The following is a 23,840-nucleotide window of genomic DNA, read 5'->3' on the forward strand; positions in this document are numbered from 1 at the left end:
GGTCCGGGAGCAAATACAGGTCGACTGACGCATGGCGAAAGATTTCGTTTCTGCTCTGAGGGATACGATAAACAATTTTGGCGATCCCACGCCTGAGCTGCGGGCCAAAGTCTACGACAAAGCGCGCTCGACGATTGCAAAGAAGATTGCCGAGCGCGATCCGCCGCTTTCGCCGTCGGATGCCGAAAGGCAGAAGCGCGGCCTGGAAGACGCCATATCGAGGCTCGAGCGCGAATATGCCAAAAGCGTGCCGGAGACCGATCCGCTTGCCGAACTGGAGCACATATTTTCCTCCATCGACCGCAACAAGAACCAGCCGAACCATACCAAGCAGCCGGTGAAGGCGGAGCCGGCCTGGCCGGCAGCGCCCGCCCCGAACGCTAAACCCTACACGCCGGCACCACCGGCTCCGAAGCCAGACGTCTCCGAGCCTGCATCGCCCGCCGTCGAGGCCGAGACGAACTGGCAAAAGCCCGCAGCGGTGCAGCCGGCCCCGGAGTTCGAGGACAGGGCTCAGCCTGGCATGGATGCGGGTCAGGACGACGAGCAGGCCGATGTCTTTGGGGGCGAGGAAGAGCCTGCGTCCGCCGATACTTTCCAGCGTGCGCGTCCGGCTGAACGCAAGCGCAGCTATGGCGGGCTGATCGCGGCCGCCATTGCTTTGCTGGTCATTGCCGGCGGCGGCTATGGCATCTGGCTAAACAAGGACGCCTTCGGCAAGATGCTGGGCCTGGGCGGCGGCAGCAAGGTCGCGACGACCGAGCCAGTCAAATCGACGCCCGCCAAGCCAACGAGCGATGCGGCGGCAACGCCCCCCGCACCTGCGGCCGGTGGTGCCGAGCCCGAGGGGACACCGAAGTTCACCCAAAGACTGACGCCGCAAGGCAGCGAGGTCGATCCTGGCCCGGCCGGCGGACAGAACGGCGTGGGCGAGGGCGAGTCCGTCGCGGCGCTGACAACGCCGCCTTCAGCCACGACCACCCCGGCCTTGTCGGCTCCGGCAGGAGGCCCGCCGGCCGCAGGCGCGCCCGCGGGGGCCACGCCCCCTGCGCCAGGCGCCGCGCCAGTGGCGCCACCCCCCAATGGAACCGCACCCGCGGCACCGGCTGGTAGCGCCGCCACGCCGCCCTCGCCGGCCGGCGCGCCGATGCAAACCTCTCTGCCGGTTGGTCAGAAGGCGATCTTCTATGAGGAGCGCACCAGCACCGCGCAGGGTTCGGCCGAACCCGGCAACATCGTCTGGTCGCTGGTGCAGGAATCGCCTGGCGGCGACCTGCCGCCCGAGCCGGCGATCCGCGCCGAGGCGACCATTCCCGGCAAGGACATCCAGTTGCGCATGACCATCCGCCGCAACACCGACCAGACGCTGCCGGCCAGCCACATCATCGAGATGATCTTCCTGACGCCCGACGGTTTCGAAGGCGGCGGCGTCGACAACATCCTGCGCGTGGCCATGAAGAGTTCGGAGCAGGATGCCGGCAGCCCGCTGATCGGCATTCCGGCCAAGATCGCCGACGGCTTCTTCCTCGTCGCGCTCAACGACACCAAGGCCGACGAGGACGCCAACCTGACCCTGCTTCGGGGACAGGACTGGATCGACGTGCCGGTCGTCTACAAGACCGGGCGTCGGGCGTTGCTGACCATGGAAAAGGGCATTCCCGGCGAGAAGGTGTTCGACGAGGCGATCAAGGCCTGGCAAGCTAAGACGGCCGGCTGAGGTAAAGTCGACTTCGGTCAGAAACCCTGGAACAGCATGCCGAGCGCGGCGACGATGTCGTCGGGATGCCTGGAGAGATTCCCCTCGGCATCCGGCAATTCGGAGGCCGTCAAGGCCGACATGAACTGGGTGACCATCACATGGTCTCTGCCGTTTATAGCGAAGCTCGGGTTTAGTCGGCGGCCAGGAACCGGCGCTATGTTAGACGGCATCAAAGGAATGACGACCCTCGTGCTCAGCCCTTCAAGAAGGTCTGATTGCACAGAAGATATCCATCGCCCTCAGCATTCCGATAGAAATCGTAACGCGCCGTCAGAACGGCCGGTGTTTGGCCAATGGCAGTCCGTTGCGCTTGACATATTCATTGGAGCTTTCGATGGCTTCCTTGTTCTCTTCCTGCCATCGACGTGTTTTTTCCGCCGCTATCGCTTTCGCGATACCAGCCTCGGCTGCGCGGGAAATGTTGATGCCCAATGCCTTGGCGTCTTTGATCAACTGAGAGTCAATGGACGTGTTGACGGACGTCCTCGGTGCTTTTGGAGTCGATTGAATCATGGATATGACCTTCTTATGCGCATAACGTATGCGCATAAAGATCACATGCAATCATTCACCCTTCCATCTCCTCGCGCAGCATTTCCAGCTCCAACCACTCTTCCTCGAGCGCGGCCAGCGTGGCGCGCTCCTTGTCGAGGGCGGCGATGGTCTTCTGGAACGAGGCTGGATCGCGCTCGTAAAAGGCGGGATCGGCGATGTTGTTCTCCAGCCGCGAGATCGAGGCTGTGACCGCCTCGATCTTCTTGGGCAGCGATTCCAGCGCGAATTTCTGCTTGAAGGAGAGCTTTTTTGCCGAGCCTTTGGCGGCGGCGCTGTCCGCCTTGGCCGTCGGCGCCTCGCTTGCATTCGCCTTCGCCCGCGCCTTGCGGTCATCGAGCCTGGTGCCGCCGCGCTGCGCCAGCATGTCGGAATAGCCGCCGGCATATTCGACCCAGCGGCCATCGCCATCCGGCGCGATCACGCTGGTCACGGTGCGGTCGAGGAAATCGCGATCGTGGCTGACCAGGATGACAGTGCCGGCAAAGCCGGCGACCAGTTCCTGCAGCAGCTCCAGCGTCTCCATGTCGAGATCGTTGGTCGGCTCATCGAGCACCAGCAGGTTGGCCGGCCGGGCCAGCACGCGCGCCAGAATCAGCCGCGCCCGCTCGCCGCCGGAAAGCTCGCGTACCGGCGTGCGTGCCTGCTCCGGCTTGAACAGGAAGTCCTTCATGTAGGAGACGACGTGGCGCTGCTCGCCATTGATGACGAGGTTCTCGCCGCGCCCATCGGTGAGATATTGCGCCAGCGTTTCCTGCGGATCGACCGCCTCGCGCTTCTGGTCGAGCGTGGCGATCTCCAGATTGGTGCCGAGCCGCACCGAACCCGCATCCGGCTGCAACTCCCCGGTCAGCATCTTCAGAAGCGTCGTCTTGCCGGCGCCATTCGGCCCGACGAGGCCGACGCGGTCGCCGCGCTGGATGCGGGTCGAAAACCCCTTGACCACGGTGAGGTCGCCAAAGCTCTTCTCGATGTTCCTGGCCTCGATCACCAGCTTGCCGGATTCGGCGGCGTCGCTGGCCACCATCGTCGCCGTGCCTTCAGCGCCGCGATGGCCGCGAAAACGCTGGCGCATGGTCTGCAATTCGCCCAAACGGCGCATGTTGCGCTTGCGCCGCGCCGTCACGCCATAGCGCAGCCAGTGTTCCTCGCGCACGATCTGGCGGCCGAGCTTGTGCTGTTCGCGCTCTTCTTCCTCAAGCACCTGGTCGCGCCATTCCTCGAAATGGCCAAAGCCCTTATCCAGCCGGCGGGTCTGACCCCGGTCGAGCCACACGGTGGCGCGCGAGACGCGCTGGAGGAAACGGCGGTCGTGCGAGATGACGATGAGAGCCGAGGAGGTGCGGACGAGTTCTTCTTCCAGCCATTCGATCACCGACAGATCGAGATGGTTGGTCGGCTCATCAAGCAGCAGGATATCGGGCTCCGGCGCCATGACGCGCGCAAGGGCGGCGCGCCTGGCTTCGCCGCCAGACAGGTCGCCTGGCCGCTCCTCGCCCGAGAGGCCGAGATGCTCCATCAGGTAGCTGGCGCGATAAGGATCGTCGGCGGGACCGAGCCCGGCCTCGACATAGGCGCGCACGGTTGCAAAGCCGTCCATGTCGGGCATTTGCGGCAGATAGCGGACGGTCGCCGATGGCTGGCGGAACACCTCGCCGTCCTGCGGCTCGATCAGGCCGGCGGCGATCTTGAGCAGCGTCGACTTGCCGGACCCGTTGCGGCCGACCAGCGCGATCTTGTCGCCGGCCGACGCTGCCAAGTCGGCGCCGTCGAGCAGGGGCGTGCCGCCGAAGGTCAGTTTTATTCCGTCGAGATTGAGAAGAGGCGGCGCCATGTCAGCTTTCTGCCAAGGGATAGGGATGGGCGAGCAGCAGCGCGCGGCCCGCTCCCAGCGCGATCTCGAGCCTGCCCTTGACCTCGTTGGAGATGGTCAGCGACGAGCCGAACGCGACCTCGACGCAGTCAAGCGGCCATTTCGCGCCGGCGACGGTCAGCCCCGCAAGCTCCGAAAAACCCAGGATCGAGAACAGGGTGCCGTCGGCATAGTCGAAGCCGGCCGTGCCGTGCGCCATGGGCACGCCTTCCTGCGCGCCGCTGGTCAACAGCACCTTTGTCCCGGCCCCGGCCAGCCGCAGGGCGAGCGCCATGTGCAGGAAGGCATGGTCGGCGCGCTTGCCGCCGAAGGCGCCGGCAAGCACGAGGCTGGTCGCGCCGCGCTCCAGCGCCGCCGATACTGCGAGTTCGCCATCGGTGGCGTCCTTCTCCGCCGGGAAGGTCCGGCGCGCCACGGCGGCCAGTTCATCCGGCAGGTCGGCGGGCACGGAATCGAAATCGCCGACCCAAAGTTCCGGCACAAGGCCGAGCGTCCTCGCATGGCCGATGCCGGCATCGGCGGCGATGACGCGGGTTCCCTCGACTTGACGGTCGAGCCGTGGCGTGCGGATGAGATCGCCGCCAAGCAGGATGGTGAATGTGCTCATATCGTGTGGCCCTTACCAGCCCGGCAGCGGAAACGGAAGGCCGGCAAACTGCCACTTGCGCGGTTCACCGGCCGGGCCTATGTGTCGAAGCGCTCTAACGGGGTGCCGGACGCGATGTTTCGCGGACCGGCTGAGAGGCAGTCTCGCCAACCCGCTGAACCTGATCCGGTTTGTACCGGCGGAGGGATTAGACGTTTCGGACAGTCCGACGCCTCAATTCCTTTAACGCGAACGAAGGAGGCGCCGATGCGCACGCTTTTATCCGCCCTTGTCTCTGCAGTGGTCGTGGTTCTGTCCGGGCCAGCCTTGGCCAAGGACAAGCTCACCGTCTACACTTATGAGAGCTTCACCGCCGACTGGGGTCCCGGCCCGGTGGTGAAGAAGGAATTCGAGGCCGAATGCGGCTGCGATGTCGACTTCGTCTCGGTCGCCGACGGCGTCGCGCTGCTCAACCGCGTCAAGCTGGAAGGGGTCGCGACCAAGGCCGACATCGTGCTTGGCCTCGACACCAATCTCACCGCCGATGCCAAGGCCACCGGCCTGTTTGCGCCGCATGGCGCCGTGACCGGGCTCAATGTGCCGGGCGGCTGGAACGACGACATCTTTGTCCCGTATGACTATGGCTATTTCGCCGTCGTCTATGACACGCAGAAGCTGAAGACGCCGCCCAAGAGCCTGAAGGAATTGGTCGAGGGCAGCGCCGATGACAAGATCGTCATCCAGGATCCGCGCACCTCGACGCCGGGCCTCGGCCTGCTGTTGTGGGTGAAGTCGGTCTATGGCGACAAGGCGCCGGAGGCCTGGGCCAAGCTCAAGGCGAAGGTCTTGACCGTGACGCCGGGTTGGAGCGAGGCCTACGGCCTGTTCACCAAGGGCGAGGCGCCGATGGTGTTGTCCTACACGACCTCGCCCGCCTACCACATGGTTGCCGAGAACACCGAGCGCTACCAGGCCGCTTCCTTCGAGGAGGGCGAATATCCGCAGATCGAGGTCGCCGGCATCACCAGAACGGGCGCCAAAAATCCGCTGGCGGAAAAGTTCGTCGCCTTCATGACCGGGCCGAAATTCCAGGATGCCATCCCCGAGACCAACTGGATGTTCCCGGCCGGCAAGACTGACAAACCGCTTAATCCGGCCTTCGACAGACTGGTCAAGCCGACCAAGACCTTGCTGTTCAGCCCGCAGGAGGTCGCGGCCAACCGCAAGGCATGGGTGGATGAATGGCTTGCGGTGATGAGCAAGTAGTGTTTGCAGGCTAATCTCGTGAGATGACCGCCCTACGCGACGGAACGCGACGCATGTTAAAGGTCTTTCGTGCAACGCGCGTCTGATCCCCGCATCTCCGCCGGCATCCTCGCGCTTGCCGCCATCGCGCTTCTGACCGGCGGCGCGTTTGCCGGCCTCGTCTTCGAAGGCGCCCACGATGTCTCCGGCGCCTGGAGCGCCTTCGATCCCTATCTCCTGCGCGTCGTCCGTTTCACGCTCTGGCAAGCGATCCTTTCGACGCTGCTTTCGGTCATGCCCGCGCTGTTCGTGGCCCGCGCGCTGTCGCGGCATCCGCGCTTTCCCGGCCGCGGCTTCACGCTGCAGCTCTTCGCGCTACCATTGGCGCTGCCGGCGATCGTGGCGGCTCTCGGCATTCTGGCCCTCTACGGCCGTGCCGGCTATTTCGCCGGCTTCCTTGGTGCCGTCGGCGGTTACAATTGGCCGGGCATTTACGGCCTGTCCGGCATCCTCGTTGCTCATGTCTTCTTCAACCTGCCGCTGGCCACGCGGCTGTTCCTCGAAGCGCTGCAAACCATACAAGCCGACCAGTGGCGGCTGGCGAGCCAGCTCGGCATGGGTGCCGCACCGGCTTTCCGGCTGATCGAATGGCCGACATTGCGCGCCGCCTTGCCGGGCGTCGCCGGACTGGTGTTCATGCTCTGCGTCACATCCTTCACGATCGTGCTCACGCTGGGCGGCGGCCCCGGCGCGACCACGCTGGAGGTCGGCATCTACCAGGCGCTGCGCTTCGATTTCGATCCCGCGCGGGCGGTGGCGCTGACGCTGCTGCAGATCGCGCTGACCTTTGTCGTGGTGCTGGCGTTGACGCGGCTCGGCGCCAGCACCACCGGTGACGCCAATCTGCCGGTGGCGCCGCGCCGCTACGTCTCGGCCGGCAGGACGGAGACCGCGGTGAATGGCGCGCTCGTCGTCCTTGCCCTTTTGTTTGTCGCCGGGCCGATGGCGGCGACGGCGATGTCAGGCATCGGCGCCGACCTCGGCCGTCTCGCCGGCGAGGCGGCGGTGCGGCAGGCGACGCTGACCAGCGCGGTGCTGGCGTTCCTGTCGGCGCTGCTGTCGGTCGTGCTGTCGCTTTCGCTCACCATGGCGCGCCGCGTGCTGGCCCTGAAGCGCCGCTCCGGTCCACGGACCTTGCTCGAACACGCCACCGACACCGGCGCCGGCTTCGTCCTGGTGGTGCCGCCCATCGTCATCGGCGCCGGCTGGTTCCTTCTGTTGCGCCATGTCGGCGACGTCTTTGCCATAGCCCCAGTCATGGTCGTCACCGTCAACGCCGTCATGGCGATGCCTTTCGCCATCCGCGCCATCCGCCCCGCCTATGACGCGGCGAGCGAACGCCATGAGCGGCTCTGTGCGCTTTTGGGCATTGCGGGCTGGGCCCGGTTGCGGTTGGTGGACTGGCCGTCGCTGCGACGGCCGCTGGCCACCGCCTTTGCCTTTGCCATAGCGCTGTCGCTTGGCGATCTCGGCGTCATCGCACTGTTCGGCAGTGATTCCGTGCAGACCTTGCCCTACCTTCTGCTCGCGCGCATGGGCAGCTACCGTACCGAGGACGCCGCCGGCCTGGCGCTGCTGCTCGGTCTGGTCTGCCTTGCGCTTGTGCTGGCGGCGAGCCGGCTGGGAAGGGGAGAACGAGCCTGATGGCTGCGGGCGCGACCAATGGTGCGGCAAGGGGAGCCGAGGTACGGCTGGACAGGGTCTCGTTCAGCTACGGCGAAGCGCCGCTCATCTTCGATGTCGATTTCGCCACGTCGAAAATCACCGCCATCATGGGGCCGAGCGGCTCGGGCAAGTCGACGCTGCTCAATCTGGTGGCGGGCTTCGAGACGCCGCAGGCCGGCCGCGTGTTGATCGGCGGCGCCGATGTCGGCGCCTCCCCGCCTTCGGCGCGACCGGTGTCGATGGTATTCCAGGAAAACAACCTTTTTGCCCATCTTTCCGTCGAACAGAATGTCGGGCTCGGCCGCTCGCCCTCGCTGCGGCTGACCGAAGCCGACCGCGCTGATATCGCGGAGGCGATCGCGCGCACCGGCCTCGCGGGTAAGGAAAGACGTCTGCCGCGCGAGCTTTCGGGAGGCGAACGCCAGCGTGTCGCATTGGCGCGCGTGCTGGTTCGCGACCGTCCGGTGCTTCTCCTGGACGAGCCTTTCGCTTCGCTCGGACCTGCCTTGCGCGACGACATGCTCGATCTTGTCGCCGACCTTCATGCCGAGCGGGGCATGACGCTGCTGTTCGTCACGCACCAGCCACAGGACGCGCGCCGTATCTGCGAGGAGGTGGTGTTCCTCGACAATGGTATGGTTGCCGCCAAGGGCAAGGCGGATGATTTCTTTGCCGGGGCTGGTCCTGAAGTTTTCCGGCGCTATGTTGGCACAAGCACCTGGGAGGCTGGATCACGAGATATTGCCCGGAAGCGGACATAATTTACGCTCAAACCGGCTCCTGGCGACGGGGCGATTGCTTGCCATGATAGAGGTAGTGTGGCTAGGTCCGCCCAGTATCGGTCCGGTGCAGGCCGTGATTTGCCTGCAGCATCCGCCGCGCGTTGGGATGTCGTGGGTGCTGTAACGCTTTGATTTGCGCATGAGCCCTTGCGAGGATCGCCCCGATTTTCGCGGCATGCGCCAGACCCGAAAGGAAGCCGTTCTGCCGACCGGCATGGAAAGACCAAGAGGGAAAATGCTGGCGCGCTTTCTGGCGCTGGCCGGCTTTGCCGTGGCGCTGGCAAGCTGCCAGATGTTCACGCCTCCGGAAGTCCAGGAATCCGGCTTCCAGCCTTCCGACAAACCGATCACGGTCGACAATGTCGCGGCCAATAGCAAATTGGCCGAACTGGCCAAGGCGCAGCATCCACGCATCCTGGCGACCTATGGCGGCGAATATTCCGATCCCAAGCTCGAGCGCATGGTCGCCAAGGTCGTCGGCAGCCTGACGGTGGTGTCGGCCAATCCGACCCAGACCTATCGCATCACCATCCTCAATTCGCCCAACGTCAACGCCTTCGCGCTGCCGGGCGGCTATCTCTATGTCACGCGCGGCCTGCTGGCGCTGGCCAATGATTCGGCCGAGCTCGCCGCCGTCATCGCGCATGAGATGGGCCACGTCACCGCCAACCACGGCTTGCAGCGCCAGCAGCTCGAGGCCGAGGAGGGGCTCGCCACCAAGGTCGTTTCCGACGTGCTCGGCGACAGCCCGACAGCCAAGGCGGCGCTGATCCGCGGCAAGCTGAGACTGGCGCAGTTTTCGCGCAACCAGGAACTGGAGGCCGACGCGATCGGCATCAAGTCGATCGGCGAAGCCGGCTACGATCCTTACGCCGCCGGCCGCTTTCTCCAATCCATGTCGGCCTATACCGATTTCCGCTCGATCAGCGGCGCCACCGACGCCAGCCTCGACTTCTTGGCAACGCATCCCAATACCCCGCAGCGTATCGACCTTGCGCAACGCCATGCCCGCCAGTTCGGCCCGCCGGGCGTCGGCACCCGCGATCGCGACGCCTTCCTCGCCGGCATAGACGGCCTGCTTTACGGCGACACGCCGGAAGAAGGCTATGTGCGCGGCGAGACCTTTCTGCATCCGGGCCTGGGCGTGTCCTTCTCCGTGCCGGAGGGCTTCATCATCGACAATTCGGCCGCCGCGGTGACGGCGACCGGGCCGGGCGACATTGCGATCCGCTTCGACGGCGTGTCGATCGACAAGAACCGAGCCCTGACCGACTATATCAGGAGCGGCTGGGTGGCCGGCCTCGATGACGCGAGCGTCAGGCAGGAAACGATCAACGGCAACGAGGCGGCGACGGCGCATGCCGGCGCCGAAGGCTGGCAGTTTGACATCGCGGTAATCCGGGCCGGCGGCCAGGTCTACCGGCTGCTGACGGCGGCACCGTCCGCCAGCACGTCGCTGGACACCGTGGCGCGTTCCGTCAGCGGCTCGTTCCGCATTCTGAGTGCCGCCGAAAAGGCGGCGCTGAAGCCGCTGCATATCCGCGTGGTCACCGTCCAGCCGGGGCAGACAATGGGTTCGCTTTCGGCGCAGATGGTCGGCGTCGACCGCAAGCTCGACCTGTTCCGAGTGCTCAACGCGCTGTCGCCTGGCGCTGCGGTGTCGGCCGGCGACAAGGTCAAGATCGTCACCGACAAATAGCCGATTGTCGGCCTGACCCGCTCTATCGTTTTCGCAATCCCCCGACGGAAAACCGTTGCACGCTTTCCTGGAATTGATTTAGGCGGCGTTGGCAAGGAATTCCGGATTCTGCTTCACCAGCGCCACTTTCAGCTTTTCCATAGCGCGGGCCTCGATCTGCCGCACGCGTTCCTTGGAAATGCCGAGCGTCTCGCCGAGCGCTTCGAGCGTGGCGCCCTCGTCGCTCAGTCGACGCTCCTCGATGATGCGCAGCTCACGCGCGTTGAGCGCGGCAAGCGCCGCCTTCAGCCATACCGAGCGGCGTTCGATATCGATGGTGTCGCTGACGACCTCGTCGGGCAAGGGATCGTCCGACACCAGGAAGTCCATCCGCTCGGTCGCGCCCCCATCGTCGGCAAGCGGGACATTGAGGGAGGAGTCGGGCGCCGAGAGCCGCGAATCCATCAGCGCGACGTCGGCTTCGGAGACGCCGAGAGCTGCTGAAACCTCCCGGTACAGCGTCGTGTTCGACAGCGGTTCCGCCGCTCCGTTCGCCAGCCGGGCGCGCAGGCGTCGCAGGTTGAAGAATAGGGCCTTCTGCGCCGAGCTGGTACCGCCGCGCACGATCGACCAGTTGCGCAGGATGTAATCCTGCATAGAGGCCCGGATCCACCACGTGGCATAGGTCGAAAACCGCACCTCGCGCTCCGGCTCGAATCGGGCCGCGGCTTCGAGCAGGCCGACATGGCCCTCCTGAACCAGATCGCCAAGCGGCAGGCCGTAATGGCGGAATTTGGAGGCCATGGAAATGACCAGGCGCATATGGGCCACGGTGATGCTGTGCAGAGCGTTCTGGTCGTTGTCCTTTTTCCAGCGCAGCGCCAGCCGCAGCTCCTCGTCGCGTTCGAGATAGGGAGCTCTCATTGCCGCGCGGACCATGATCCGTCCTGCCGTGTCTTCCATCATGAGGCGCTCCCTGGCTCAGGCGATACGGATGTCATTTCGAAGCCCGGCAGCCGCCTCGACTTGAAATGACGGCGTCCTGCCCTACAACGAACGCAAAACGTGCCATGCGCGGGAAAGGTTCCGCCGCCGGCGGCGCGGCGTGGAAGCTGCGCGAAAAAACTCCAGGCGGGTTCGACGCGCCGCCAGAAACGTCAGTTGTAGAATCAAATTCCGAATAATGGATGTTTTTGAAATTCCATTCCTTATTTTTTCAACTCACATCTGTCAATTTCCAGCGCTCACACCATGCCGCATATCAGGCCAGGACGGGATCACAGAAAAATGAAATGGCTCAAGTCGCTCATCGTCGCCGGAACCTTGCAGGTTCTGGCTGTCACCGCAGGCTATGCCGGCGCCAATCTCGATCAGATCAAGCAGGCCGGCGTCATCAAGGTCGGCACGGAGGGCACCTACGCACCCTTTACCTATCATGATGCCGGCGGAGCGCTGGTCGGCTTCGATGTCGAAATCGCCAAGGCGATCGGCGACAAGCTCGGCGTGAAGGTTGAGTTCCTCGAGGGCAAATGGGACGGGCTGATCGCGGGCCTCGATGCCAACCGCTATGACGCGGTCATCAACGAAGTCGGCATCACCGACGCCCGCAAGGCAAAATACGATTTCTCCGACCCCTACATCGCCTCCAAGGCAGTACTGATCGTGCGCGGCGACAACACCGACATCAAGAGCTTCGCCGATCTCAAGGGCAAGAAGTCGGCGCAGTCGCTCACTTCGAATTTCGGCAAGCTTGCCGAGGCCAACGGCGCCGAACTGGTCGGCACCGACGGGTTCGACCAGTCGATCCAGCTGCTTCTGACCGGCCGCGCCGACGCAACCATCAATGACAGCCTGTCCTTCCTCGATTTCAAGAAGCACAAGCCGGATGCCAATGTAAAAATTGCCGCGCAGGAAGAGAACGCCGACTATTCGGGCGTCATCGTGCGCAAGGGCGACCCGGAACTGGTTGCCGCGATCAACAAGGCGCTGGCCGACATCAAGGCCGACGGCACCTATCAGAAGATCGCAGACAAATATTTCGGCCAGGACGTTTCGAAGTAATTTACGGCCGGGCCGTTGGCGGCCCGCGCGACATCGCCCGGCGGCGGACCGTTTTGACGGCCCGCCGCCTTTCGCGTGATATACGGCAGTCGCAAGAAGGAGCCTTTCGTGCCGCACTGGCTGCAACTCATGCTGGAATCGTTGCCTTCGCTGCTGTGGGCCGCGTTGATCTTCACGGTACCGCTGACGCTCTTGTCCTTTGTGCTTGGCTTGAGCGTCGGTCTCGGAACCGCGCTGATCCGGCTCTTTGGGCCAATGCCCCTGGTCGCGGTGGCGCGCTTCTACGTCTGGATATTCCGCGGCACGCCGCTCCTGGTGCAACTGTTCCTGATCTTCTACGGCCTGCCCTCGGTCGGCATCCTGCTCGACGCGTTTCCCGCGGCGTTGATCGGCTTCACGCTCAATATCGGTGCCTACTCGTCGGAAATCGTCCGCGCGGCGATAGGCGCGGTGCCAAAGGGGCAATGGGAGGCGGCCTATTCGATCGGCATGACCTGGAGCCAGGCGATGCGCCGCACCATCCTGCCGCAGGCCGGGCGCGTGGCGGTGCCGCCGCTCTCAAACACCTTCATCTCGCTGGTCAAGGACACGTCGCTGGCCGCCGCCATCACCGTGCCGGAAATGTTCCAGGCCGCGCAGCGCATCGTCGCCACAACCTATGAGCCGCTGATCCTCTATGTCGAGGCGGCGATCCTCTATCTGGCGATGAGTTCGGTGCTTTCGGCCTTGCAGACGCGGCTGGAGGCGCGGCTCAACCGCTATGGCGGGTTCCTGGAGGCGCGCTCGTGATCGACCTTGCCAATATCGAAAAGCGCTTCGGCGACAATCTCGTGCTGAAGGGCGTGACGGTTGCCATTGCCGAAGGCAGCGTCACTGCGCTGGTCGGTCCTTCGGGTGGTGGCAAAAGTACGCTGCTGCGCTGCATCAACCTGCTTGAGATCCCAACCTCGGGCACAGTGCGTATCGGCGATCAGGCGCTGGAGTTCCATCCCGGAGCGAAGGTGGCGGCCCGGGACATTCAGCGGCTGCGGCTGCAGACCGGCATGGTGTTCCAGAATTTCCAGCTGTTCCCGCATCGCACCGCGATCGAGAACGTCATGGAAGGGCTGGTGACGGTGCTGAAGTGGCCGCAGGCACGGGCGCGCGAACGGGCACTCGCGCTGCTGGAAAAGGTCGGCATGGCGCACAAGGTCGATGCCTGGCCGGCAACGCTGTCGGGCGGCCAGCAGCAGCGGGTAGCGATCGCCCGGGCGCTGGCGCCGTCGCCAAAGGTGCTTTTGTGCGACGAGCCGACCTCCGCGCTCGACCCGGAACTGGCGCAGGAAGTCGTCGACGTGCTCGGCCGGCTCGCCAGCGAGGGGACGACGATGGTGATGGCCACGCACGATCTGCGGCTTGCTTCAAAGATCGCTCGCGAGGTGGTGTTCCTCGACGCCGGCATCGTCGTCGAAAAAGGCCCCGCGGCGGTGCTGTTCGGCAATCCGGAGCGCGAACGGACAAGGCGATTCATCGCGACGCTAAAGCAGGAAATGGCGGAGAAGGAGGGTGGGGGAGAAGGCGGGAATATCCCTTCGTAGGCCTGCGTTGCCCCTTACTTTGCGGGCGTTGCTCCTTGTGAACCCGCCGCAAGGCACGGTCTGTTATTTCGATGGACGGGAATGCTCACGGGCTGCGATAGTGGGCTGATGGTTCGCGACGTTGCTCTTGTTCTCGGTGGTGGCGGGGCCGCCGGAAATGCCTGGCTGATCGGCATCATCGCGGGCCTCGCCGAAGCTGGTGTCGATCTGACGGAGGCCGCCGATCTGGTGATCGGAACCTCCGCAGGCGCCAATGCGGCAGTGCAGGTGCGCAGCGGCATTCCGCCGGGCGAACTGCTGGCTGCGGTGCTGTCCCCGCTGCCGGTTCAACCGGCCGGACAGAGCCGTCAACCGCCGTTCCCGTCGATGGATAGTGTGTTCGAGCGGATGCGTTCCATTTCTGCCGCCGCTACCTCGGCAGCCGATCTGCAGCGGGCGATGGGCGCATTCGGATTGGAGAGCGATGCCAAATTCGGACCTGAAGTGGCCAAACAGCGGCGCGCATTGGTCGCCGCCAGATTGCCTCGCCATGAATGGCCGGAAAGGCCGATGCTCGTGGTGGCCGTAGACGCGCTTACCGGTGAACTGGCTGCGTTCGACCGCGATTCCGGCGTCGATCTGGTTGACGCGGCCACCGCGAGCACCGCGCTGCCCGGTGCGGGGCCTACGCACAGCATTAATGGCGTTCGCTACATCTCGGGTGGCGTGCGCTCCGCCGATAATGCCGACCTTGCGTCGGGCTATGCGAATGTGATCGTGCTCTCGCCGTTCAGCGGACGGAGCGGGCCGCTACCGGAAGGCCAGTTCGAGGGCCTGCGCAGACCGCCGGGGGCGGACCTTGCAAGCGAGGTCGAAGCCCTGCGCCAGCAGGGCAGCCGGGTGGTGGTGATCACGCCTGACGTCGATTCCCGTGCCGCAATGGGCACCAACCAGATGGATCTGGCGACCCGCATTCCCGCGGCCCGTGCCGGTTTCGCCCAAGGCAAGCAGGAAGCGACCCGCATAACGTTCCTGTGACGATTGCACGCCGAGGGGCGTGCACCAACTTTCCAATATTGCCTGCAACAAAAAACCCGGCGCGAGGCCGGGTTTTTCAGAAACTCATAAGGCGCGAGGCCTCAGGCAGCTTCTTCCTGCTCGGCTTCCTCATTGTCGGCCTTGGCGCCGCGCTTAGGGCCCTTGTTGAGGTTGACCTCGATCAGGCGCACGGCTTCGGTCTCCGACATGCGGTTGACGGCAGCGATCTCGCGGGCCATGCGGTCGAGCGCGGCCTCGTAGAGCTGGCGTTCGGAATAGGACTGCTCCGGCTGGTTGTCGGCGCGGTAAAGGTCGCGAACAACTTCCGAGATCGAGATCAGGTCGCCGGAATTGATCTTGGCGTCATATTCCTGCGCGCGACGCGACCACATGGTGCGCTTGACGCGGGCGCGGCCTTGCACGACCTTCAGTGCGCGCTCGACGTAATCCTCTTCCGACAGCTTGCGCATGCCGATCGAGGTTGCCTTGGCGACCGGCACCTTGAGGCGCATCTTGTCCTTCTGGAAATCGATGACGAACAGTTCCAGCTTGTGCCCGGCCACTTCCTGCTCGTCGATCGAGACGATCTGGCCGACACCATGCGCCGGATAGACGATGTACTCGCCGGTCTTGAAACCGTGACGTGCAGCGGTGGACTTCTTCTGCGGGGTGATCGTTGCCATTACGCCCTGAACTCCTTGTTGTGGGCCGGCGGCGGTGCCGGCTGAACTCGCGCGATCGGGTTACCGATCATTAGCCGCACAACAGATGAACCCACCGGAAAAGCCGGGACCGGCAAACCGCACGATTGCGATCGCCTGGCCCAGATCGCTCTGGTCCGATATGGGATTTTCACCTTTCAGTGATTTGGGGCGTTAGCGCCATAAATCGACGTTGTGTCACCGGCATGTTTCGCTCATGTAACACAAAAAGTCGGAAGAATCAAGGTTTTGCTGCATAAGCGAAGGCCACAGGTCCACGCCGCCTGTCAAGGCGGTTAATAGGCCGTACCTCTTACGCCGCGTCATGCCGGTTGAAACGGCAGCGTTGTCAGTCGCCTTCTCCAGGTTCAGCCGAGAAATATTTCTCGAACTTGCCGGCCTCGCCATCGAAGGCCTTGGCGTCGGCCGGCGGCTCCTTCTTGGCGGTGATATTAGGCCATTTCTCGGCGTATTCGGTGTTTATCTGCAGCCATTTGTCGAGGCCCGACTCCGTATCGGGCTTGATCGCGTCGGCGGGGCATTCCGGTTCGCAGACACCGCAGTCGATGCACTCGTCGGGATGAATGACGAGCATGTTCTCGCCCTCGTAGAAACAGTCGACCGGACAGACCTCGATGCAGTCCATATATTTGCATTTGATGCAGTTGTCGGTCACGACATAGGTCATCGATCTGCTCCGGGACGTCCCGTTTTTGTTGGCTTTTTTTGTGAGGTAACGCCTTTGGCGCTCGCTTGCAAGGGCGGCCATTCCGGCCATGCCGGCCTTGCCGGAATGGAATTCCAACGGGGTCGGCAATGGCGGGCATCGGTCATGTGCCCGGACCGTTGTTCGGCGGCGTGGAAGAACATACATGCTCCCTCCGTGCACCGGCGGTCAGTCGTCGCCAAGCAGGCGGTCCGTCTCGCGGCGCTCCTTCTTCGTCGGGCGGCCGCTTCCGGCCTCGCGCAGCCCTGGGATCGCGTCGGGAGGCGCCTCGCCCGTCGGCGCGGCAGGCGACATGTCTTCGTAGAGCGTGCGTGCCTCCACGGCGGGGCCGCGCCGGCTTCCCGCATCGAGCACCTTCCAGATGAAGATGCGCCGCTCCAGCGTGATGGTCAGGACGTCGCCAGGCTTGACCAGGTCGGAGGCCTGCGCTGCTTTGTCGCGATTGATGCGCACCCGGCCGGCCACGACCAGTTTGGCGGCCAGCGAGCGCGATTTCACCGCGCGCGAGAAGAACAGCCATTTGTCGATACGCTGGCGGTCGGTGGCCATCGGGGCGACCATCGGATCCTGTGCGGCTATTTCTTCAGCTGGTCGCGCAAAGCGGCGAGCTTGGCGAAAGGAGAGTCGGGATCGAAGCGAGCCGGGCGCTCATCGCGCGGTTTTGCCTGAAACGAGGGCTTGCCGCCCTGCGGGCCGCCCTTGCCACCCGGCCGGCCTTCACGGCGGTCGGAACGCTCGCCCTGCGGCTTGCCCTCCCGCCGTTCCCCGCCTTCGCCTTGCGGCCTGGGCTTGAACTTCGAGCGATCGAAACGCGGCTTGCCGGCCCCATCGCGGCGGCCTTCATGGACGGGCCGGGTGCCGGGCTGGCCGCCAGCGGCATCCGCCGGGGCATCGGAGCGCGCCGCCTGGCCGTTGCGCGGACGGGCGCGGTTCTCGTGATGACGGTGACGGGGCCGCTGGTCAAAGCGGCCCTGCCGCCACAACAGGATCGGCTTAGGCTCTTCGGCTTCCGCGGCGGGCACGCCGGCTTCATCCTGTCCCTGTTGGAGAGCGTCGGCGCTGTCACCCCCACCACCGCCGCTTCGCTCCGCGACCTCCCCCGTCGAGGGGGAAGTGAGAGCGTCGGCGCTTTCGGCGGCAGGAGTCTCAAGGACGGCTTCTGCTACAGGCGCAACCTCTTCCGTAGCTTCGGCTGGAGCTTCGGGTTGTTCTTCCGCAACAGACTCGGCCGCTTCCGCAATGGGTTCAGGAATTTCGACGGCGGTCTGGGCAGTCGCAGTTTCCGGATCTTCCGCGGATGTCTCCGCGGCCATATCCGTCGCAGTCGCCTCCGCCGCCTTGGCCTGCTCGGCGCGCGCGGCCTCTTCCGCTGCCAGCTTGGCCGCCACGGCTTCCCGGGCGGCATTGTCCTGCGCTTCCAGCCGTGCCTTGACTTCGACAGCCGGCTTCGGCTCGGCACGGTAGCCAAGACCTTTCAGGATTTCTTCCATGTCATCGGCGGTGGCGCCGAGGATCGACATCATCGGCGGCGTCACCATGAAAGACTGGCCGTCATAGGCGCCATCCGGACGCTGGCCGAGGCCGGGCTTCCAGTTGGTCGCCGGGCGGATCAGGTCGGCCAGCCGTTCCAGAATGTCGATGCGCACGGCGCGGCGGCCGAGATTGCGGTAGCCGGCAAGCTTGTAAAAGGCCTTGTCGAAAGCCGGATCGATGACTACCGAGGTGCGGCCCGATGCCAGCGCATGGACGACGTCGCCGAAGCCGGGCTTATCCTTGCCGTCGTTTTTCAGCGCCCACAGCAACGTCACTAGTCCGGCGGGCGCTGGCTTGATCAGCGCCGGCACGAAGACATGATAGGCGCCGAAGCGCACGCCCAGCCGGCGCAGTGCCGCGCGGCCTTCCTGGTCGAGCGACTTCATCTCCTCGGCGATGTCGCGGCGGTTGATAAGGCCGAAATTCTCGACCAACTGGAAGGCAATGCCGCGGCCGATGCCTGATAGCTGCTCGGCATTCTTCAAATCGACCAGCGGCTTCAGCAGGGATTCGATCTGGAAATTGACGAAGCGCTCGGCGCGCGCGGCGACCTTGTCACGCGCGGGGCCGGTCAGTTGTTCATCGGCCAAAAGAACCAGGCGCGGCTTCAGCGCGTCTTCGCCGGCAACCAGCGTGCCGATCGGCGCGCCGATCCAGCGCAGCGTGCCGTCGGAACCGAGCGCGATGTCGCCATTGGCGCAGGCGCCGAAGCGTTCGGCGCGTGCCTCGAACTCCGCCGCCAGCGCCTTCTGGGCGGCCGCGCGCACGGCCTTGGCGTCTTCGCCGCCAGCGCTCTGATCGGCGGTGAAACGGAATCCCTGCAACTCGCCGACATGGTGGCCTTCGACGAGGACGGTCCCGGTTGGGCTTATTTCGGCTTCAGGCATGGTATTTTCTCTAAGGCGCCGCATGAGGACGGAAGTCCTGCGGTCTACGAAGCGTTTCGTCAACCGCTCATGCAGTGCATCCGACAATCTGTCTTCGATTTCGCGCGTCTTTTCCTGCCAGTGTGCCTGATCGGCCAGCCAGCCGGGCCGGTTCGACACGAATGTCCAGGTGCGGATCTGGGCGATGCGATGCGACAGCGTATCGATATCGCCCTCGGTGGTATCGGCGCGGCGCACCTGCTCGGCCATGTAATTCTCGTCGACATGGCCATGCCTGGCGAGGTCCATGTAGATCGACGCAATGAGGTCGGCGTGCTGGGCCGGCGCTATCTTGCGGTAGTCGGGGAGCGCGCAGGCCTCCCAAAGCAGCGCGACGCGCCTGGCATCGGTAGCCAACGCGCGGATGTCTTCGTCACGAGAGAGATGCTCGAGCGCCTGCGCATCGACTGCCGGCAGCGCACGGGTCAGGCCCTCCACCGGGGCGTTGGTCTCGATCGAGCGCTTCAGCGCGTCGAGGCTGGCGAAGTTGAAACGCGCTGTGCGCCATTGCAGCACCTTCACCGGATCGAAGTCGTGGCTTTCGATCTTTTTGACCAGCTCCTCGTCCAGCGGGTCGACCTGGCCGGTGACGCCAAAGGTGCCGTCGCGCAGGTGCCGGCCGGCGCGCCCGGCGATCTGGCCAAGTTCGGCCGCCGTCAGGTTGCGATACTGGTAGCCGTCGAACTTGCGGTTCTGGGCGAAGGCGACATGGTCGAGATCGAGGTTAAGGCCCATGCCGATGGCATCGGTGGCGACGAGATAGTCGACGTCGCCTGACTGAAACAGCGCCACCTGGGCGTTGCGGGTGCGGGGCGAGAGCGCACCAAGCACGACGGCCGCACCGCCCTGCTGGCGGCGGATCAGTTCGGCGATGGCATAAACCTCGTCGGCGGAGAAGGCGACGATCGCTGTGCGCCGGGGCAAGCGGGTCAGCTTCTTCGAACCGGCATAGGCCAGATGCGACAGCCGCGGCCGCGTCACCACCGAGACGCCCTTCAACAGGCGCTGCAAGATGCCGTGCATGGTGGCGGCGCCGAGCAGCAGCGTCTCCTGGCGGCCGCGCAGGTGCAGGATGCGGTCGGTGAAGATGTGGCCGCGCTCGAGGTCTCCGGCAAGCTGCACCTCATCGATGGCAACGAAGGCGGCGTCGGTCTCGCGCGGCATGGCTTCGACGGTGCAGACCGAATATTTGGCGCCTGGCGGCTGGATCTTCTCCTCGCCTGTGATGAGCGCCACCTTGTGGGCACCGACCTTTTCGCAGACGCGGGTATAGACCTCTCGCGCCAGCAGCCTGAGCGGCAGGCCGATGATGCCGCTTTCATGCGCCACCATGCGCTCGATGGCGAGGTGGGTCTTGCCTGTGTTGGTCGGCCCAAGCACGGCAGTCACGTCGCGACCCGACAGGATCAGCGGCTCGGTGGGTTTCGGACTGATGTTCATCGGCTCGGAAATAAGGCTTTCTGGCCTCTCATTGTCGGGAGCACGCCTCGGGTGGCGCGTATGACAGGCGACACATAGGGATTTCAGACGCGAAGCGAAAGCGGAATGTTCCGCCGTCGGTTCGAAGCCGCCTCCGTCAAACTTCGGTTCGGCTGCTGATTAAGGGTTGGAACGAGTCTGGAACGAATCGGCGACGAATCGCTGACTCGCCCGGATTCAGGTTTTGTTCACGGCTAGATGTGGAGTTTTGGCTGATGACTCTTACCACATGCTGAATCACGGAATTGGCCCGTTTCATGCTAAGGGAGAGTCGCCGTTAACTTTTGCCGGCAAAGCCGTTACGCAGCCCCGCCTGCTTCATCCAAGCTTATGAAATTATTGACTTTTCTTAAGAGGAATTAACGGTTTGACGGGCGATCCCGGCTGCTCTCGTTAACATTGCGGCCAAACATGGAACGAAAGGGTTACGAATCGGCGATGTCGGCATTTTCCCTGTTTGTTCACGACAAGATGTAGTGTTGCGCACAGGTTTTCCACCGACAATGCACAGCTTGTCCATGCAGTTTTGCACACTCCCCGCTGGCGCCATTAACCTTTGCGTGCCGGATTGGAACAGCAGACCGACAGCCATCATCGAACGGCGTCACGGACATGCGAAGCGGACGGCGAACGAGCCCTCCTTCAAATCGGCACCGGAAAGCCGGCAGTCCGGTCTCAGGCGAAGTACTGGCCGCCATTGGCGGTGATGGTCGATCCCGTGATGAAGCCGGCGTCCTCGGAGGCGAGGAAGACGACGCAACGCGCGATCTCCTCCGGCTCGCCGAGGCGCCCGACCGGGATTTGCGGGATGATGCGTTCGTTGAGCACCTTCTCGTCGATCGCCCGGACCATTTCTGTGGCGATATAGCCTGGGCAGATGATGTTGACGGTGATGCCCGCGCGGGCCCCTTCCTGGGCCAGGGCCTTCGAGAAACCGATGTCGCCGGCCTTGGCCGCGGAATAGTTGACCTGGCCGGCCTGGCCCTTCTGGCCGTTGATGGAGGAGATGGTGATGACGCGGCCGAACTTGCGGTCGCGCATGCCGCTCCACAGGGGATGCGTCATGTTGAAAACGCCTGAGAGATTGGTGTCGATGACCTCCTTCCACTGCTCACGCGTCAGCTTGTGGAACATGGCGTCGCGCGTGATGCCGGCATTGTTGACCAGCACCGCGACCGGGCCGAGATCGGCCTCGACCTGCTTGATGCCGGTGGCGCAGGCGTCGTAGTCGGCGACCGACCATTTATAGGTCTTGATGCCGGTCGAGGCCGTGAACTTGCTCGCCGCCTCGTCATTGCCGGCGTAATTGGCGGCAACCGAATAGCCGGCTTCCTTCAGCGCCATCGATATTGCCGCGCCGATGCCGCGCGATCCGCCCGTGACGATTGCAACCTTGGTCATGCGTTCCCTCCCTTTGGTCGGGAGAGTGAATGGGGAGCAGCGAATAGCGGCAGGGATCAGATAGCCCGTTGCGCTGACGCCGTTCTTCCCTATTCGCTACTCCCCATGCTCTTCTCTTTTAGAGCGCTTCGACGCACATGGCGACGCCCATGCCGCCGCCGATGCACAGCGTGGCGAGACCCTTCTTGGCACCTCTTCGGCGCATCTCGTGGACCAGCGTGTTGAAAATGCGCGCGCCAGAGGCGCCGATCGGGTGGCCGATGGCGATGGCGCCGCCATTGACGTTGACGATCGAGGGATCCCAGCCCATGTCCTTGTTCACCGCACAGGCCTGCGCGGCGAAGGCCTCGTTGGCCTCGATCAGGTCGAGATCACCGACTGACCAGCCGGCCTTTTCCAGCGCCTTTCGCGAGGCGGGAATCGGGCCGGTGCCCATGATCGCCGGGTCGACGCCTGCGGTCGCCCAGGAGACGATGCGCGCCAGCGGGGTGATGCCCCGCCTGGCAGCTTCCGCTTCGCTCATCAAAAGCGCGCCGGCGGCGCCGTCGTTGATGCCGGAGGCATTGGCGGCGGTCACAGTGCCCTCCTTGTCGAAGGCCGGCTTCAGCTTGGTCATGGCATCCAGCGTCGCGCCATGGCGGATGTATTCGTCCTGGTCGACAATTGTATCGCCCTTCTTGCCCTTGATGGTGAACGCGACGATCTCGTCCTTGAACCGGCCGGCCTTCTGCGCGGCCTCGGCCTTGTTCTGCGATGCCAGCGCGAACTGGTCCTGGTCTTCGCGGGTGATCTGGAACTGGCGGGCGACGTTCTCGGCCGTGTTGCCCATGTGATAGCCATTGAAGGCATCCCACAAGCCATCCTTGATCATGGTGTCGATCATCTTGTAGTCGCCCATCTTGACGCCAGCGCGCAGGTGCTGCGCATGCGGCGACAGCGACATCGATTCCTGGCCGCCAGCGACGATCACCTTGGCGTCGCCGGTGGCGATCTGCTGCATGCCGAGCGCGATGGCGCGCAGGCCCGAGCCGCACACCTGGTTGAGGCCCCAGGCGGTGGTCTCCCTGGGCAGCCCGGCGAGGATCGAAGCCTGGCGGGCAGGGTTCTGCCCTTGGGCCGCGGTCAAAACCTGGCCAAGAATGACCTCGTCGACCTCGGCCGCCTCGACGCCGGAGCGCGACAACAATTCCCTTACGACGACGGCGCCAAGCTCGTGAGCCGGGGTGGCGGCGAAAGCGCCGTTGAAGGAACCGACCGGTGTGCGCGCGGCGCTGGCGACGACGATGGCATTGGAAGCGGGCATTCTGTTCTCCAAACTTCAAGCTGATGTTCTGTCGTTGAAGACTTTTCTTGCCCTTTCCAAATCGCGAGTCAAACCGGAAATCGGCAGGGCACCCATGCGTCGCAAGCAAGCCGCGCGTTGCCGCGGCATCAAGCTGTCCGCTGCTGCGCAGCATGTTTCACCGGCCGTGCAGCGATAATTAATCCCGCACTGCACAAACTGCTTGGAATTGTGAGGCTTTTGCGCATATCCTTTGCTCGGGCGCAATCGTTACCGGCGGCTTACCCAAGCGCGCCGGTGTCCGGGGAGGATGCAGATGGCCGCGAAAGACGATCCGATCGTCATCAAGAAATATGCCAATCGCCGGCTCTACAACACCGGCACCAGCACCTATGTGACGCTTGAGGACCTGGCCGAAATGGTCAAGAAGGGCGAAGAGTTCACGGTGCAGGACGCCAAGACCGGCGACGACATCACGCATCCGGTTCTGACCCAGATCATCTTCGAATTGGAGAATAAGGACGGGCAGAACATGCTGCCGATCCCGTTCTTGCGCCAGTTGATCGCCTTCTACGGCGACCAGATGCAGATGATCGTGCCGAGCTTCCTTGAACAGTCGATGATCGCCTTCTCCAAGGAACAGGAACGCTTCCGCGAGCAGATGAAGGGGGCCATCGGCAAGTCACCACTCGACATGATGAAGATGGCCACGCCGATCAAGGCGCTGGAGGAGCAGACGCGCCGCAACATGGAAATGTTCCAGAATGCCATGCGGCTGTTCACGCCTTTCCCGCCGGCAGGCTCGGCACCCGCAGCGGCCCCCGCCGAACCGGCCAGGAAGGAAACGCCGGAAAAACCCGACGATCTGCAGCAGCTGAAGGACCAGATCGCGGCCATGCAGCGCAAGCTCGACACCATGTCGTGAGCGCCTAGCGC

22 protein-coding genes and 1 riboswitch are annotated in these 23,840 nt (G+C 64.2%); of the genes, 11 read left to right on the forward strand and 11 right to left on the reverse strand.

Features of this window, described 5'->3' with window-relative positions:
* Positions 1 to 31: 31 nt before the first annotated feature.
* Positions 32 to 1,717, forward strand: a complete 1,686-nt coding sequence (locus FJ964_RS13735) for a hypothetical protein (protein ID WP_140550864.1) — start codon at positions 32 to 34, stop codon at positions 1,715 to 1,717.
* A gap of 17 nt (positions 1,718 to 1,734) precedes the next feature.
* Here FJ964_RS13735 and FJ964_RS13740 read toward each other — a convergent pair whose 3' ends face one another.
* From FJ964_RS13740 to FJ964_RS13755, 4 genes are all read right to left on the reverse strand, one after another.
* Positions 1,735 to 1,929 (reverse strand): CcdB family protein, encoded by a 195-nt coding sequence (locus FJ964_RS13740; protein ID WP_246676180.1) that lies wholly within the window; start codon positions 1,927 to 1,929, stop codon positions 1,735 to 1,737.
* Between the two features lie 100 nt (positions 1,930 to 2,029).
* Positions 2,030 to 2,272 carry a type II toxin-antitoxin system CcdA family antitoxin gene (locus FJ964_RS13745; protein ID WP_140550866.1) on the reverse strand — a complete coding sequence of 81 codons (243 nt, stop codon included), beginning with the start codon at positions 2,270 to 2,272 and terminating at the stop codon, positions 2,030 to 2,032.
* Between the two features lie 55 nt (positions 2,273 to 2,327).
* Complete coding sequence (locus FJ964_RS13750) at positions 2,328 to 4,145, reverse strand: ATP-binding cassette domain-containing protein (RefSeq protein WP_140550867.1); 1,818 nt, start codon at positions 4,143 to 4,145, stop codon at positions 2,328 to 2,330.
* Position 4,146: 1 nt separating this feature from the next.
* Entirely contained in the window at positions 4,147 to 4,791 is a 645-nt protein-coding gene (locus FJ964_RS13755; protein WP_140550868.1) for a thiamine diphosphokinase, read from the reverse strand.
* Positions 4,792 to 4,879: 88 nt separating this feature from the next.
* A riboswitch (TPP riboswitch) is annotated at positions 4,880 to 4,995 on the forward strand.
* A gap of 42 nt (positions 4,996 to 5,037) precedes the next feature.
* Here FJ964_RS13755 and thiB point away from each other — a divergent pair.
* The 4 genes from thiB to FJ964_RS13775 all read left to right on the forward strand — a co-directional run bounded on the left by thiB (position 5,038) and on the right by FJ964_RS13775 (position 10,221).
* Positions 5,038 to 6,036, forward strand: a complete 999-nt coding sequence (thiB, locus tag FJ964_RS13760; protein ID WP_140550869.1) for a thiamine ABC transporter substrate binding subunit — start codon at positions 5,038 to 5,040, stop codon at positions 6,034 to 6,036.
* Between the two features lie 69 nt (positions 6,037 to 6,105).
* Positions 6,106 to 7,719, forward strand: coding sequence for a thiamine/thiamine pyrophosphate ABC transporter permease (thiP, locus tag FJ964_RS13765; protein WP_140550870.1), 1,614 nt, complete (start codon positions 6,106 to 6,108; stop codon positions 7,717 to 7,719).
* Positions 7,719 to 8,501 carry a thiamine ABC transporter ATP-binding protein gene (thiQ, locus tag FJ964_RS13770; protein ID WP_140550871.1) on the forward strand — a complete coding sequence of 261 codons (783 nt, stop codon included), beginning with the start codon at positions 7,719 to 7,721 and terminating at the stop codon, positions 8,499 to 8,501. Before thiP ends, thiQ begins: the two co-directional genes overlap by 1 nt.
* 256 nt (positions 8,502 to 8,757) lie before the next feature.
* Complete coding sequence (locus tag FJ964_RS13775; protein ID WP_140550872.1) at positions 8,758 to 10,221, forward strand: M48 family metalloprotease; 1,464 nt, start codon at positions 8,758 to 8,760, stop codon at positions 10,219 to 10,221.
* Between the two features lie 78 nt (positions 10,222 to 10,299).
* Here FJ964_RS13775 and FJ964_RS13780 read toward each other — a convergent pair whose 3' ends face one another.
* Complete coding sequence (locus tag FJ964_RS13780; protein WP_140550873.1) at positions 10,300 to 11,166, reverse strand: RNA polymerase factor sigma-32; 867 nt, start codon at positions 11,164 to 11,166, stop codon at positions 10,300 to 10,302.
* 321 nt (positions 11,167 to 11,487) lie between these two features.
* Between FJ964_RS13780 and FJ964_RS13785 the strand changes: the two genes are divergently transcribed.
* The 4 genes from FJ964_RS13785 (at position 11,488) to FJ964_RS13800 (ending at position 14,855) form a co-directional block, all read left to right on the forward strand.
* The gene (locus tag FJ964_RS13785) at positions 11,488 to 12,261 is read left to right on the forward strand and encodes an amino acid ABC transporter substrate-binding protein (RefSeq protein WP_140493318.1); all 774 of its coding nucleotides are present in this window, start codon (positions 11,488 to 11,490) and stop codon (positions 12,259 to 12,261) included.
* Positions 12,262 to 12,369: 108 nt separating this feature from the next.
* A complete protein-coding gene (locus FJ964_RS13790) occupies positions 12,370 to 13,050 on the forward strand; it encodes an ABC transporter permease subunit (RefSeq protein WP_140550874.1) in 681 nt (226 codons plus the stop codon).
* Entirely contained in the window at positions 13,047 to 13,838 is a 792-nt protein-coding gene (locus FJ964_RS13795) for an amino acid ABC transporter ATP-binding protein (RefSeq protein ID WP_140550875.1), read from the forward strand. Before FJ964_RS13790 ends, FJ964_RS13795 begins: the two co-directional genes overlap by 4 nt.
* Before the next feature lie 108 nt (positions 13,839 to 13,946).
* Complete coding sequence (locus FJ964_RS13800; RefSeq protein WP_181172454.1) at positions 13,947 to 14,855, forward strand: patatin-like phospholipase family protein; 909 nt, start codon at positions 13,947 to 13,949, stop codon at positions 14,853 to 14,855.
* Positions 14,856 to 14,956: 101 nt separating this feature from the next.
* Here FJ964_RS13800 and FJ964_RS13805 read toward each other — a convergent pair whose 3' ends face one another.
* The 6 genes from FJ964_RS13805 to FJ964_RS13830 form a co-directional block, all read right to left on the reverse strand.
* On the reverse strand, positions 14,957 to 15,538 hold the full coding sequence (locus FJ964_RS13805) for a CarD family transcriptional regulator (protein WP_006327799.1): 582 nt from the start codon (positions 15,536 to 15,538) through the stop codon (positions 14,957 to 14,959).
* Between the two features lie 367 nt (positions 15,539 to 15,905).
* Entirely contained in the window at positions 15,906 to 16,244 is a 339-nt protein-coding gene (fdxA, locus tag FJ964_RS13810; protein ID WP_140493333.1) for a ferredoxin FdxA, read from the reverse strand.
* A 207-nt stretch (positions 16,245 to 16,451) separates the two neighbouring features.
* The gene (locus FJ964_RS13815; RefSeq protein WP_224625253.1) at positions 16,452 to 16,844 is read right to left on the reverse strand and encodes an RNA-binding S4 domain-containing protein; all 393 of its coding nucleotides are present in this window, start codon (positions 16,842 to 16,844) and stop codon (positions 16,452 to 16,454) included.
* Positions 16,845 to 16,858: 14 nt separating this feature from the next.
* Complete coding sequence (locus FJ964_RS13820; protein ID WP_140550877.1) at positions 16,859 to 20,182, reverse strand: helicase-related protein; 3,324 nt, start codon at positions 20,180 to 20,182, stop codon at positions 16,859 to 16,861.
* Between the two features lie 714 nt (positions 20,183 to 20,896).
* Positions 20,897 to 21,622, reverse strand: a complete 726-nt coding sequence (gene phbB / locus FJ964_RS13825) for an acetoacetyl-CoA reductase (RefSeq protein ID WP_140550878.1) — start codon at positions 21,620 to 21,622, stop codon at positions 20,897 to 20,899.
* Positions 21,623 to 21,740: 118 nt separating this feature from the next.
* A complete protein-coding gene (locus tag FJ964_RS13830; protein ID WP_140550879.1) occupies positions 21,741 to 22,925 on the reverse strand; it encodes an acetyl-CoA C-acetyltransferase in 1,185 nt (394 codons plus the stop codon).
* Between FJ964_RS13830 and FJ964_RS13835 the strand changes: the two genes are divergently transcribed.
* Together FJ964_RS13835 and phaR are read left to right on the forward strand one after the other, a co-directional pair.
* Complete coding sequence (locus tag FJ964_RS13835; protein WP_140550880.1) at positions 22,906 to 23,103, forward strand: hypothetical protein; 198 nt, start codon at positions 22,906 to 22,908, stop codon at positions 23,101 to 23,103. The genes FJ964_RS13830 and FJ964_RS13835 overlap by 20 nt on opposite strands.
* Positions 23,104 to 23,220: 117 nt before the next feature.
* Complete coding sequence (phaR, locus tag FJ964_RS13840; protein WP_140493348.1) at positions 23,221 to 23,829, forward strand: polyhydroxyalkanoate synthesis repressor PhaR; 609 nt, start codon at positions 23,221 to 23,223, stop codon at positions 23,827 to 23,829.
* Positions 23,830 to 23,840 lie beyond the last annotated feature (11 nt).

The sequence above is a fragment of the Mesorhizobium sp. B2-3-2 genome (genome assembly GCF_006442295.1).
Taxonomy (GTDB): domain Bacteria; phylum Pseudomonadota; class Alphaproteobacteria; order Rhizobiales; family Rhizobiaceae; genus Mesorhizobium.

Coding starts and splice junctions, on each gene's coding strand:
- FJ964_RS13735 (WP_140550864.1), top strand. CDS start 32: ATGGCGAAAGATTTCGTTTCTGCTCTGAGGGATACGATAAACAATTTT.
- FJ964_RS13740 (WP_246676180.1), bottom strand. CDS start 1,929: ATGCCGTCTAACATAGCGCCGGTTCCTGGCCGCCGACTAAACCCGAGC.
- FJ964_RS13745 (WP_140550866.1), bottom strand. CDS start 2,272: ATGATTCAATCGACTCCAAAAGCACCGAGGACGTCCGTCAACACGTCC.
- FJ964_RS13750 (WP_140550867.1), bottom strand. CDS start 4,145: ATGGCGCCGCCTCTTCTCAATCTCGACGGAATAAAACTGACCTTCGGC.
- FJ964_RS13755 (WP_140550868.1), bottom strand. CDS start 4,791: ATGAGCACATTCACCATCCTGCTTGGCGGCGATCTCATCCGCACGCCA.
- thiB (WP_140550869.1), top strand. CDS start 5,038: ATGCGCACGCTTTTATCCGCCCTTGTCTCTGCAGTGGTCGTGGTTCTG.
- thiQ (WP_140550871.1), top strand. CDS start 7,719: ATGGCTGCGGGCGCGACCAATGGTGCGGCAAGGGGAGCCGAGGTACGG.
- FJ964_RS13775 (WP_140550872.1), top strand. CDS start 8,758: ATGCTGGCGCGCTTTCTGGCGCTGGCCGGCTTTGCCGTGGCGCTGGCA.
- FJ964_RS13780 (WP_140550873.1), bottom strand. CDS start 11,166: ATGATGGAAGACACGGCAGGACGGATCATGGTCCGCGCGGCAATGAGA.
- FJ964_RS13785 (WP_140493318.1), top strand. CDS start 11,488: ATGAAATGGCTCAAGTCGCTCATCGTCGCCGGAACCTTGCAGGTTCTG.
- FJ964_RS13800 (WP_181172454.1), top strand. CDS start 13,947: ATGGTTCGCGACGTTGCTCTTGTTCTCGGTGGTGGCGGGGCCGCCGGA.
- FJ964_RS13805 (WP_006327799.1), bottom strand. CDS start 15,538: ATGGCAACGATCACCCCGCAGAAGAAGTCCACCGCTGCACGTCACGGT.
- fdxA (WP_140493333.1), bottom strand. CDS start 16,244: ATGACCTATGTCGTGACCGACAACTGCATCAAATGCAAATATATGGAC.
- FJ964_RS13815 (WP_224625253.1), bottom strand. CDS start 16,844: ATGGTCGCCCCGATGGCCACCGACCGCCAGCGTATCGACAAATGGCTG.
- FJ964_RS13820 (WP_140550877.1), bottom strand. CDS start 20,182: ATGAACATCAGTCCGAAACCCACCGAGCCGCTGATCCTGTCGGGTCGC.
- phbB (WP_140550878.1), bottom strand. CDS start 21,622: ATGACCAAGGTTGCAATCGTCACGGGCGGATCGCGCGGCATCGGCGCG.
- FJ964_RS13835 (WP_140550880.1), top strand. CDS start 22,906: ATGGCATTGGAAGCGGGCATTCTGTTCTCCAAACTTCAAGCTGATGTT.
- FJ964_RS13830 (WP_140550879.1), bottom strand. CDS start 22,925: ATGCCCGCTTCCAATGCCATCGTCGTCGCCAGCGCCGCGCGCACACCG.
- phaR (WP_140493348.1), top strand. CDS start 23,221: ATGGCCGCGAAAGACGATCCGATCGTCATCAAGAAATATGCCAATCGC.